At 63.3% G+C, this 11731-nt stretch carries 12 protein-coding genes; 4 read left to right on the forward strand and 8 right to left on the reverse strand.

Annotation, left to right across the window (positions count from 1 at the left end):
• Window positions 1-140 precede the first annotated feature (140 nt).
• The 8 genes from C8C92_RS15865 to queE all read right to left on the reverse strand — a co-directional run bounded on the left by C8C92_RS15865 (window position 141) and on the right by queE (window position 8731).
• Window positions 141-1283, reverse strand: coding sequence for a DUF418 domain-containing protein (locus C8C92_RS15865; protein ID WP_243420238.1), 1143 nt, complete (start codon window positions 1281-1283; stop codon window positions 141-143).
• 41 nt (window positions 1284-1324) lie between these two features.
• Window positions 1325-2242, reverse strand: coding sequence for a muramoyltetrapeptide carboxypeptidase (gene ldcA / locus C8C92_RS15870; protein WP_116744536.1), 918 nt, complete (start codon window positions 2240-2242; stop codon window positions 1325-1327).
• 43 nt (window positions 2243-2285) lie between these two features.
• A complete protein-coding gene (locus C8C92_RS15875; protein WP_116744537.1) occupies window positions 2286-3203 on the reverse strand; it encodes an alpha/beta hydrolase in 918 nt (305 codons plus the stop codon).
• A 151-nt stretch (window positions 3204-3354) separates the two neighbouring features.
• A complete protein-coding gene (locus tag C8C92_RS15880; RefSeq protein WP_116744538.1) occupies window positions 3355-4509 on the reverse strand; it encodes a ChuX/HutX family heme-like substrate-binding protein in 1155 nt (384 codons plus the stop codon).
• A 61-nt stretch (window positions 4510-4570) separates the two neighbouring features.
• Window positions 4571-6934 (reverse strand): TonB-dependent hemoglobin/transferrin/lactoferrin family receptor, encoded by a 2364-nt coding sequence (locus C8C92_RS15885; RefSeq protein WP_116744539.1) that lies wholly within the window; start codon window positions 6932-6934, stop codon window positions 4571-4573.
• A 200-nt stretch (window positions 6935-7134) separates the two neighbouring features.
• Complete coding sequence (gene tadA, locus C8C92_RS15890) at window positions 7135-7647, reverse strand: tRNA adenosine(34) deaminase TadA (RefSeq protein WP_099763646.1); 513 nt, start codon at window positions 7645-7647, stop codon at window positions 7135-7137.
• Complete coding sequence (gene queD, locus C8C92_RS15895; protein ID WP_035819191.1) at window positions 7640-8086, reverse strand: 6-carboxytetrahydropterin synthase QueD; 447 nt, start codon at window positions 8084-8086, stop codon at window positions 7640-7642. Before queD ends, tadA begins: the two co-directional genes overlap by 8 nt.
• 9 nt (window positions 8087-8095) lie before the next feature.
• Complete coding sequence (queE, locus tag C8C92_RS15900; protein ID WP_099763645.1) at window positions 8096-8731, reverse strand: 7-carboxy-7-deazaguanine synthase; 636 nt, start codon at window positions 8729-8731, stop codon at window positions 8096-8098.
• A 289-nt stretch (window positions 8732-9020) separates the two neighbouring features.
• On the opposite strand from queE, the gene C8C92_RS15905 reads away from it, so the two are divergent.
• The 4 genes from C8C92_RS15905 to C8C92_RS15920 all read left to right on the forward strand — a co-directional run bounded on the left by C8C92_RS15905 (window position 9021) and on the right by C8C92_RS15920 (window position 11695).
• Window positions 9021-9923, forward strand: coding sequence for a sensor histidine kinase (locus tag C8C92_RS15905; protein ID WP_116744540.1), 903 nt, complete (start codon window positions 9021-9023; stop codon window positions 9921-9923).
• A 93-nt stretch (window positions 9924-10016) separates the two neighbouring features.
• Window positions 10017-11003: a diguanylate cyclase gene (locus tag C8C92_RS15910; RefSeq protein WP_243420239.1), complete on the forward strand. Its 987-nt coding sequence runs from the start codon at window positions 10017-10019 to the stop codon at window positions 11001-11003.
• 70 nt (window positions 11004-11073) lie between these two features.
• Window positions 11074-11361 (forward strand): type II toxin-antitoxin system Phd/YefM family antitoxin, encoded by a 288-nt coding sequence (locus C8C92_RS15915; RefSeq protein WP_096235600.1) that lies wholly within the window; start codon window positions 11074-11076, stop codon window positions 11359-11361.
• Window position 11362: 1 nt separating this feature from the next.
• Window positions 11363-11695 (forward strand): type II toxin-antitoxin system RelE/ParE family toxin, encoded by a 333-nt coding sequence (locus C8C92_RS15920; protein ID WP_116744541.1) that lies wholly within the window; start codon window positions 11363-11365, stop codon window positions 11693-11695.
• Window positions 11696-11731: the final 36 nt, after the last annotated feature.

The following is an 11731-nucleotide window of genomic DNA, read 5'->3' on the forward strand; positions in this document are numbered from 1 at the left end:
TGATTTTTGCGCAGTGCGATACCACAGCATTCATCATCATGGCAGTTTCCTCCTATCCCAGTTAGATGATGTTTGCGACAAAGAGTGCAGGTTTTATCTCATCTGTGACGACGCACCTTTAAAGGGGTGGGATTAAGAGCCTATCCCAGGCGCGCCAGGCGGCGCCATAGCGCCTCCATGGGACCTTGCCTGAAATGGCGCAGCCAGTAACGGCTCCATAGCACCTGCCCCGCCATGATCGCTAGCGCCAGGCCCAGCATCTCGACCGGACGCAGGGTTGCGCCCCAGCCCAGGCCCGGCCCCTGCAGCAGCCAGGTGCCGATCAAGGATTGCAGCAGATAATTGCTCAGCGCCATGCGTCCCACGGGCGCCAGCCAGGCGCCCAGCCAGCGCAGCATGAACGGGCCGGCCAGCATCAGCGAGGCCACGTAGCCGGCTGCCAGCACGGGGCCGCCGGCGAACAGGCCCACTTCGAACAGGGCCGCGTCCAGCACGGTTTGATACGGATCAGCAACCTCCCACGCGATGGCGCCCGCCGCCAGCAGGTTGAATGGCAAGCCCAGGCCCAGCCCTACGGCGCACACGCGCCGCCACAGCCGCTGGTGGCGCCGCGGCTGCGTCAGCCAGCCGCAGCGCACGGACAAGATGCCCAGCAAAAACAGCACGATGATATGCGGCAGCATGACGATGGCATACAGCAGCGAGACGAGAAAATCGTTGGCGCGCAGCCTGGCCACATCCCACGCGCCGCCTTGCGTGTAGCTGGCGTAACGCTCCGCAAAACTGTGCAGGTCGCGCGCGATGTCCGGCGCGCCGCCGTGCTGGCCCACGGGAATCAAGAGGCACATGAACAGCAGGAAGCCGGCCGCCACCAGCCAGGCGCGGTTGCGCACGCGGCTGAGCCTGGCCGACGCCAGCGGCAGGACCAGCATGCCGGCCACCGCATACGAGGTCAGCACGTCGCCGCTCCAGATGAGGAAACCGTGCAACAGGCCAAACACCAGCAGCCAGCGCAGGCGGCGCCGGTAGGCCGCTTGCGCCTGCTCCCAGCTGCCCAGCTGGCGCTGCAGGGAACGTGTCTGCAAGGCAAAGCCGGCGCCAAACAGAAACGCAAAGATGGGATAGAACTTGAATTGCGCCAGCGCCGCGACCAAAAAAATGACCAGCTGGTCCAGCACGGGCGGCTGCGCCGGCAAGGTGCCGTAACGCAAGGAAAGCGTGCCCCAGGCAAAGCCCCAGATATTCACCAGCAAGATGCCAAACACGGCGCTGCCGCGCAGCACGTCGAGCTGCAGCAGCCTGCCGGGCTTGGCGCTCAGTGAGTTCAGGGCCGCGCCAGAGTCGGGTAATCGGTGATCTGCAGGCTGAAGCCGGACGCATCCGATTGCAGGCGCGCCTGGCCGCCGAACGGCAAGGTGACACGGCGGCGGATGTGGCCGAATTCCAGCCCCGTCAGCACGGGCACGGGCAAGCGCTGGCGCACATACGCCAGCATGGCATCGAAATCGTAGCCCTTGTCCATGGGACTCAGTTTATAGCTGGAAAAATCACCGAGCACGATCGCGTTCTGGCGCTGGAGCACACCCGCGTACAGCAATTGCAGCAGCATGCGCTCGACCCGGTACGGGTGTTCGTTGACGTCTTCCAGGAACAAAATGCCGCCATCGATTTCCGGGAAATATGGCGTGCCCAGCAAGTGAACCAGCATGGCCAGGTTGCCGCCCCACAAGGTGCCCGTCAACTCGACCTGCGGATTGCCCGCCGCCCTGCCCTCTACCTGATGCGTGGGTCCCGCCAGGCATGACCACAGCTGGTCGAGCGTAAACTGTTCCGTTTCGTCGCGCGTAAAATCGTCGCAGAGCATGGGGCCGGCAAAGCTGGCGCGGCCCGTCTTGGCCAGCAAGCCCATGTGGAAGGCCGTGAAGTCGCTGTAGCCGACAAACAGTTTGCGGCTGGCCGCCATGGCGGTAAAGTCGATGTCGGGCAGGATGCGGCTGAGGCCGTAGCTGCCGCGCAAGGCGAGCACGACTTGCACGTCCGGGTCGGCCGCCGCCGCGTTCAGCTGCGCCAGGCGGCCCGCATCCGTGCCGCCGAAGCGCTGGAAGGTGTGCTCGGGATCGTAGTAATTGTGGACGGTGGCGCCTTGCGCCTGCAAGCGGGCGATGCCGCGCGCCACGGCCGCGTCATCGGGCGCGCAACCGCCCGGCGCCACGATGGCGATGCCAATCTCAGGTGTTTTCAAAATGCCCGTGCCTTCAAAAATGGTCGGCGCGCCAAGTAACTTTTCAAGCTGGCTGGGAGCGCATCTGGGGCACCATCTTACCTTGCAGATGCACATCGATCAAGGCGAGCAGGCGCTCGATCAGCTGGGGCGGCATGTCGTGTCCCATGCCTTCGATCACTTCCAGCCGGGCGCCCGGAATCAGCGCCGCCGTATCGATGCCGCAGGCGACAGGGATCAAGGGGTCGGCCGCGCCATGGATCACCAGCGCCGGACAGCTGATGCTTGGCAACAGCGCCGTGCGTTCGCCCGAGGCGGCAATGGCCACCATTTGTCGCGCCACGCCTTCGGGGCAACTGCCCCGCTGCAACGTCGCTTCGATGCGCTGGTACAGCAGTCTTTCCGAGACGGGATAGGCGGGACTGCCGATGACGCGCACGGTGGCCGCCATGTGCGCCATCAGTTCGGCGCGGCTGGCATTGCGTTTCGGACGTTGCAACAAGGCATTGCGCGCCGCCCGCGTGGGGCCAGGCAAGCCGCGCCGGCCGCTGCTCGACATGATGGAAGTCAGGCTGAGCACCTGCTGCTGCGCGCGCGCCGCCATCACTTGCGCGATCATGCCGCCCATCGACACGCCGATCACATGCGCCTGGCCAATACGCAGGGCCGTCAGCAAGCCCAGCGCATCGTCCGCCATGTCATCGAGGGTGTAGGAAGTCTTCAGGGGCCAGCCGATGAGGTTTTTCACGTAGGCCAGCGGCAGATACGGTTTGCCCGCCAGCGCCATCTTGCTCGACAGGCCGCTGTCGCGGTTGTCGAAACGCACAACCCGAAAACCTTGCTCGACGATGCCTTCGACGAAGTCCGCCGGCCAGGCGATCAGTTGCATGCCCAGGCCCATGACCAGCAGCACGCACGGATCGTTGGGGTCGCCGTGGCTTTCATAAGCTATGTTGAGGCCGTTCGCCATGATGGTTGCCATGATTGCCTCTCTTCAGGAACCAGCACGCAGGCACGATCGCTGCGGCCTTGGAATCAGCATACCACTATTGTGATAGTACCATCGTGACTCATGCGGAAGTCGAACTGAAGTGTTGCCGCGCCGATACGGCGCGCGGCAACATTACTTCAACCTACTTGGCCTTTGGCAAGGAATCGGCCAAATCAACCCAGCTTTGCGGCTGCGGTTTGCCCCGTTCGCGCACGCCGAAAAAGGAGACCACTTGCGTGCCATCGTTGTCGAAGAACTCGACCGAGGTGACGCCGCCGCGCTTGACGACCCAGCCGCTGCGCAGGGCCGTGTCGCGGATGTGCAGGTTAAAATCCGGGTCCAGCACGTTGAAGAAGCCGCCGGCGGCCATGGTTTTTTCGATCTTGCCGCTATAGATCTGCGTCAAGCCTTCATTACCCAGGAACACCATGATGGCGACCTTGTCCTTCGCCGCGATTTCCAGCAAGGTGCGCAGCGCTTGCGGCGTCACGCGCTCGACCACGCCGGCCGGCGCCAGGCGTAGCGCCTGTTCGCGCGTCAGGTGAAATTCGCGCATGATTTGCGCAAACTGGTGTACGTCCGTCATGTCTTTCCAGGCCAGCTGGAACTCCTTGACATCGATTTCGCTGTCCGGCTTTTCCGCCGCCTTTGGCGCCACGGCCAGCACGTTCAGCTCGGCGCTTTGCTGGGGCAGGCGGAAGGTCGCCACCAATTTATCGTAGACGGCCACGCCCGGCTCGTTGCGCACATAAATCTTGTGCACGGCCGTGCCGTTGGCATCAAAAAATTGCAGGCTGCGCGTGGGCTTGCCGTCGCGGCCCGCTTGCTCCACAGCAAATGCATATTTCCAATTTTCAAAGTGGAAACGCAGGTCGATCTGGCCGCCCAGGTAGCCGCCGGCGATATTACGCTGGCGCGCTTCCGTTTCCGGGTCCTTGGCGTCGGCCTGCTCGGACTTGTCGCCCGCCTGCTTGAATTTGCTGGCGACGCCCGTCGTTTCGATGACGCCGTTTTCATTGCGCGTGATCGCCTGCACCAGCCCCAAGTCCAGCGCCGCGCGCATGATTTCGCGCGGCTGGTTGCCGTCGGCCTGCAGGCGCGTGACGCCCTTGCCGATGTTGGTTGCCAGCAATTGCGCTTCAGACACACCCAGCGCGCGCGCCGCGTCGCGGATCTGCAGCTTGGGCTGCTCGGTGCGCAAGGTGGACCAGCGTTCCGCCAGGGTGGCTGGGGCCGCGGTTGCGTTTGCAATCAGCAGGCTGCCTAGCAGGGATAGAACGAGTTTGGATAACTTCATAGAGAGACCATTCAATCAAACATGGAAAAAAAGAGGGACAAGCGCCCCTCCCCGGTAAAAATCAATAGTTGACGCTGAGGCTGGCGGCGACGTTGCGGCCCGGCTTGGCGTAGCGCTCGATCTCGGCGCGATTGGCGGCCGTGGTGCCGGCGGACAGGCTGCGCGCGGCGGCGTAATCCCAGTACTTGCGGTCCGTCAAGTTGTACACGCCGACGATGATCTTCGCGTTCTTGTGCACGTTCCAGTAGGTCGACAAGTCAAAGATCGTGTACGACGGCACCTTGAAGCGCGGCGCGGTCGTGCCCGTCAGCAAGTCGTTCGGCGCCTGTTTGTCGCCCGCATGCACGGCCGTCAGGGCCAGGCCGAACAGCTCGTTTGCATGGTCGTAGCCGACGCTCAGCGCCGTCTTGGCAGGCGCCACCGAGGCCAGGCCGCCGCTGTCGCCAGTCAGGGTATTGAAGGAGCGGCCCTTGGCCACGCCCGTCGCCAAGTCGACGTGGTAACCCTGCATGGCTGGCGCCCAGGCGCCCAGCTCCGCGCGCAGGGTCAGCTCGGCACCCCAGGTGCGCGCATTGCCGATGTTTTCCGGACGGAACAGGCCCTGAGTGATGGTGGGATAGTTGACCGGGTCATCTTCCTGCATCACATACTCGATCATGTTTTTGTATTCCGTCTGGTAGACGGACGCGTGCATGCTCAAGCCCTTGACGACGTCGCCCTTCAAGCCCAGCTCGTAGGCCTGGCTGGTTTCCTTGCGCAAATTTGCATTGCCCAGCACGGCATAACCTCTGCCCGTGCCCGTATAGCTGATGGAATCATAGGTACCCGTGCGTTCGGCCGCCGTCGGCAGGCGCGTGCCGCGCGTCACGGTGGCGTAGGCGTTCATTTGCGGCAAGACTTCCACGGACAGGCTCAGGCTGGGCGTGAAATACGTGTCGCTCTGCTTGCGCACTTCCTTGGCTGCGCCCGGCACGCCGATGGCGTAGCGTTGCAGGTTTTTCGGCGCGTCCTTGCGGTAATCGGCACGCAAGCCAGGCGTAAGCACGGCTTTCTTGCCAGCGATATCAAAGCTGAGGTCATCGCGCACATACAGGGCCAGCTTGGTCGTATCCATGTCGGCCATGCGGTTCTTGTTGGTGATCTGATGCTGGCCCGTGGCGATGATGAGACGGTCTTCACGCCACGGACGGCGCGTTTTCAGCTGTTCCAGTTGCACGCCGTACAACAGCGCGTTGTCGGCGTTGAGCTGCTTGAACGCTTCGGATGTGGCGCCAATGCTGTCATTCTTGAAGCTGGTGTCAATGGAACGCTGCGCCGGGCTGCCAAAGGTGTAGACGCCTTGCGTCTTGTCATCGGTGTTCGCATTCTGCAGATAGACTTTCGACGTCAGGCGGTCGAACAGGGCGAAATCCTTGAGCGCCACGTCGTGGCCCAGGCTGACGCGCGTGCGCCTGGTGGTGGAATCCTGCTGCACGCCCGTCGGATAATACGTGCTGACCTTGCTGCGCAGATCGCGCTTGTTCTTGCGCTCGAACATGTCGACCGTCAAGTCCAGCTTTTGTTCGCCCGGCAAGGCCCATACCAGCTTCGACAGCAAGGCATTCGAATGCCAGTCATCGGGGTTGGACGGCGTGCTGCCACGGCTATCGAGCTGCTCGCCATCGCGGTGCACGTACACGGCCAGGCCCTGCAGATTGGTGCCCATCCTGGCGGCGCCCGTCAGGGTGTGCGCATTGCTGCGATCGGCCGTGGCGCGGCCGTATTTATAGGCGACATAATGATCCCGTCCCTCGCCCAGGTAATCCTCGGGCGACTTGGTGATGAAGGCCACGCCGCCGCCCAGGCCTGGATTGGCACCGCTGGCGGCCGTCGTGCCCGAATCGATGCGCACTTCGCGGAACGTTTCCGGGTCAAAGTAATCACGGCCCGTGGCGAAAGCGTTGAGGGTATTACCGTCAGGCTTGGGTGCCGCGTCGGGCAGCGCAATGCCGTCGAGCTCCAGGCTGACCCGGTTGCCTTCCAGGCCGCGGATGTTGTAACCGGTATTGCCCGAACCATCCCACACGCTGCCGCTGCCCGAGGCCGCCGCTGGCGCGGTAATCAACGGCAGGTAGCGCACGATGCCGCCCATTTCCGTGACATTGCGGCGCTCCAGGTCGTCCGCCGTGACGACCGTCTTCGTGCCGGCGCGGCGTTCATAGTCCTGCTTGGCATTCACGACGATTTCCGGGAAGACAGGCAGCTTGGCCGGTTCTTGGGCGGCCGTGCCCGCGTTGACAGCGGCCGTTTGCGCCATGACAGGCAGCAGCGGTGCGGCGAACAGGCCCAGCAAGGCGGCACGCAGCACCAGGTTGTGGCGGCGGGCAGGCAGTTGGGTGGCAGGAACAACGGGGGCAGCGGAGCGCTGCAGAAGCACTGTAGTCATGATGATCCGGTCGAAGAGTAAAGGCTGGCTCTTGAACCCGGATCGATAACGATAGTGTTAACGATGCATAAGGGAAGTTTGCTGGCGAAAACAATACTGTAACACGAATCATTCTCATTTGAGAGTGACGAAGTGGTCTAGACAGATGTTATTTCGCAACAGTTGTAAAAATGCCAGCCGGGAGGGCTGGCAAGACCAGGCTAACAGGCCGGCGGATTGGCCAGTTTGCGCGCTTCCGACTGCGCGCGGCGGCGCTCGACAAAGAAACGCTTGAGGAAGGCACCGCACTCGTCGGCCAGCACACCGCCGACGATCGCCGTCTGGTGATTCAGCGCCGGCTGCTCGAACAGATTCAGCACGGAACCGCAGGCGCCCGTCTTCGGGTCGCCCGCGCCATACACCACGCGCGCCAGGCGCGCATGCAGCATGGCGCCCGAGCACATCACGCACGGTTCCAGGGTCACGTACAGTTCGCAGCCGGGCAAGCGGTAGTTGCCCAGCTTTTCAGCGGCCGCGCGCAAGGCCATCACTTCCGCGTGTGCCGTGGGGTCGTGACGGCCGATGGGCTGGTTGTAGCCCACGGCGATGACTTCGCCATCCTTGACGACGACGGCGCCGACGGGCACTTCACCCAGGTCCCACGCGTGCTGGGCCTGCTCCAGGGCCAGCTGCATGTAGCGCGCGTCCTGCGCGCTATCCCGCACTTCAGTCATCGGTCACTTCTGCCCAGCAATTCGGCGTTTCATGCAGCACCAGTTTATGCAGGTGCAAGCCGGTGCCGAAGTGGTCGGTAAACGCCGCTTTCAGGATCTCGAAGGCGATGCGCGCCAGGTTTTCCACGGTCGGGATGCGGTCGATGACGACGGTTTTATGGTCGGGCAGGCTGGCCAGGAAGTCGCGCACGGCCGTATCCTTTTCATACACGAGGAAGGCGTGGTCCCAGACATCGACCAGGTGCTGCTTGGCCAGGGTTTTCACGTCGGAAAAGTCCATGATCATGCCGTTGTCGGAATTGCCTTCCGCTTCGATGACCTTGCCGACCAGCGTGATTTCCACCGTGTAGCGGTGGCCGTGCAGGTTGCGGCACTGGCTTTTGTGGTCGGGAATGCGGTGGCCCGCGTCGAATTCGAGCTTGCGTGTGATAGTCAGCATATTGTTTTGTTAAGGGATTTGCAGGAGTTTATGGGTTTGCAGGCTCAGCTTCCACTTCGGGTTGCTTTTGCACGTCTCGATGGCCAGTTGCATGTTGTGCGCGGCCAGGGGGCCGTCCATCGCCTGCACGAAGAAGTTCTCGAAGTCCAATTGTTCGTAGCCGGCCAGGTCTTGCTGGAACTGGGGAATGACCACCTTGATTTCATTGCCTTTGTGTACGACCAGTGTCGAACCCATCTTCGGGCTGACGCAGATCCAGTCCACGCCGGGCGGCACGGGCAAGGTGCCGTTGGTTTCGATGGCGATGGTAAAGCCCACCGCATGCATGGCGTCGATCAGGGCCGTGTCCAGTTGCAGCAGCGGCTCGCCGCCCGTAAATACCACGTATTTGCTCGGCGCGTAGCTGGCCGGCCACAGGCTGTCGATCAGCGCGGCCAGTTCCTCGGGCGTCTTGAACTTGCCGCCCAGTTCGCCATCGGTGCCGACGAAATCCGTGTCGCAGAACTGGCACACGGCCGTGGCGCGGTCGCTTTCGCGGCCCGTCCACAGGTTGCAGCCGGAAAAGCGGCAAAACACGGCCGGACGGCCCGCGTGCGCACCTTCGCCCTGCAGGGTATAAAAAATCTCTTTGATGCTATAAGTCACTGTATTTCCTAAGAGCTGGCTGGCGTCATCGCGCAAGGCGACCGCAGCGATGCCCGCGCACAGCGCCGGAACCGCAAATGCCGATTGACAACCCTCTATTATATGCCGCCGCGATACTTCCCGTGCAAATGCCGTGGCCGCCACCTGGCGCCGCGGTGCCAGCGGGCAAGAAAGCCACAGGGGCAGGCATAACTGCGTAGCTTTTGCGTTTAGACAATATAAATAACCCAAAGTTAATATATTTTCTGTAATAACATTGCCCGTTGGAAAACATTTAGGGAGCAAGGACATGCTGCAACGCTGGATACGCCTGCCGTACCGCCTGAGCATTCTGGCCTGCCTGACGGCCGCCGCACTCGCCGCCATGCACGCCGGATACGCGGCCGGGACGATGCCGCAAGCCAGCCGCCCCTCCCCTCTGCTGGTGGTCTGCGCCCTCCTGCTCGTTGCGCTGGCGCTGCTGCTGTGGCGCCAGCACCGGCTGTTCCAGCGCCAGCGGGCGCTGGAACAGCTGCGCGCCGACGCCGAGCAGACGCGCCTGGCCAGCGCGCAGCGCAAGGCGCGTGAACAGGAACGCCTGCGCATCGGGCGCGATATCCACGACGACCTGGGCCAGCATTTGCTAACCCTGAAAATCGACCTGTCCATGCTGCAGGCCAGCACGCATGGCGCGACGCCCCAGCTGGCGCGGCAGCTGGCCGTGATGGCGCGCAATGTCGACCTCAGCATCGCGGCGCTGCGCCGCGTCATCCACGACCTGCGCCCGCCCGCCCTCGATGCCGGCTTGCAAGCGGCGTGCGACGGCTTGCTGGAAGACTTCCAGCGCAGCACGGGCATCGATTGCAGCTGCGATTACCGGCTCGACGCGGCCGCCGGCAGCGCGCACGGCCCCCTGCTCTACCACGCGCTGCAGGAAGCGCTGGCCAATATCGCCCGCCATGCGCGCGCCACGCATGTCCAGCTGTGCCTGCAACAAACGGGCGACACCCTCGCCTGCCGCATCAGCGACGACGGCGTCGGACTGACCGGTTCGCCGCCGCGCCTCGGTTGCGGCCTGTCCGGCATGCATGAGCGCGTGGCCGCCGCCGGCGGCAGCCTGCACATCGCCAGCCACAGCGGCGCCGGCACCACCTTGCACCTGTCGCTGCCCCTGCCAGGCTGCCGCCACGATGAAGCAATAGCCCATCACTGAAAATATTGCTCTACATCAACACCATCGCTACTCCACGCTGCATCATGGCCAAGGAACCAGCTCCCCCCATTCACGCCCAGGAAGGATGCATTCATGCCGGATAGTCACGCACATGCCAGCGTATCGCCGTATGGCGAAGCCCAGGGTTTCGCCGTCAAGATGATGGAATTGCTGGTGGTGCCCACCTTTGTCCTCGATGTGCATGGGCGGGTGATGATCTGGAACCGCGCCTGCGAGCAGCTGACGGGCGTGCCGGCGGCCGAAGTACTGGGCACGTGCGAGCCGGGCCGCTGCTTTTACAACGACGAGCGCCCCACCCTGGCCGACCTGCTGCTGGCCGGACGCGGCGGCGACATGCGCGCACTGCATGCACAGCAGCAATACCGCAGCAGCACGGGCAGCAATCTGTGTGCGGAAAACTGGTGCGACATGCCTCGCACGGGGCGGCGCCGCTACCTGGCCGTCGATGCCAGTCCCATCTATGGCAATCACGGCGAACTGATCGCCGTGGTGGAAACCCTGCGCGACATGACGGAGGAAAAACGTGCGCAGGTGGAACTGCAACGCCTGGCCACGCGCGATGGCTTGACGGGGCTGGCGAACCGGCGCTGCTTCGACGACACCATCCTGGCCGAATGGCAGCGCGCCCAGCGGCAGGGCCAGCCCCTGTCGCTGCTGATGGTCGATGTCGATAATTTCAAGGAATACAACGACAGCCACGGCCACCAGGGCGGCGACCTGTGCCTGCGCAAGGTGGCCGGCGCCGTGGCCAGCGAAATGCGCTCGAACGACCTGGTGGCCCGCTATGGCGGCGAGGAATTTGCCGTCATCCTGCCGAACCAGTCGCTCAAGGGCGCGGCCATCGTGGCCGAACGCATCCGCCAGCGCGTGGAGCGGCTGCAACTGCCGCGCAAGCGCTCCGACGGCGCCTGCGTCACCGTCAGCATCGGCGCCGCCACGGCCCTGCCCGGCCCCGGTACGCAACCGGGACAGCTGATCCACACGGCCGATTGCGCCCTGTACCGCGCCAAGCACCTGGGCCGCAACCGCATCAGCCTGCCGGAAACCACGCTCACGTAAGCAACGAGGAGGCACGACCAAATTTGGTGTATATTTGGTCCTGTCGCAATTTATCTCATTCGGAGCCGCCATGAACCTCAAGGAACGCATCAAGCCGATCTCCTATCTCAAGGCCAATACGACCGAGATCGTCAACAGCTTTGACGCGGGCCAGGATGAGCCCATCATCATCACGCAAAATGGCGAAGCGAAGATGGTCGTGCTATCGATGCACGCCTACCAGGAAGGCAAACGGCAGGCGCAGCAGATGCAGGAACAACATGCGTTCATGAAGCTGATCGCCATGGGCAACCAGGACATCGCGCGCGGCGACGTGGTGTCCGAAGAAGACTTCCTAGCCAGCCTCGACCAGGCTTGAGATGGCGCGCCTCGTCGTGCTGAAAAGCGCCGCAGCCGATTTCAGGGAATTGCGCAGCGACTTCCAGGCGCGCCATGCGGCAGCGCAATGCGAGCAGTTCACCTCGGACTTTCGCCAACTCTTTGCCGATCTGAAGACCTATCCCGACAGCGGCGCGCCCATCGAAGCGGCCCGCGACCTCGGCCTGGACGTGCGGCAGCGCCTGTGCCCCGACATCCGCGTCGTGTACCACCATGATCGTGCGCACGGCATTGTATATATCCGCATGTTCCTGCCGACCCGGCGCGACTTCCTCAGCCATCTGACGGCACGCATCCTGCGGCCCGACTTTTAATCTCGCCCCTATGCACGGCGGCATGAATATTCTATG

It is taken from the genome of Janthinobacterium sp. 78 (genome assembly GCF_003096775.1).
GTDB lineage: Bacteria > Pseudomonadota > Gammaproteobacteria > Burkholderiales > Burkholderiaceae_D > Janthinobacterium > Janthinobacterium tructae.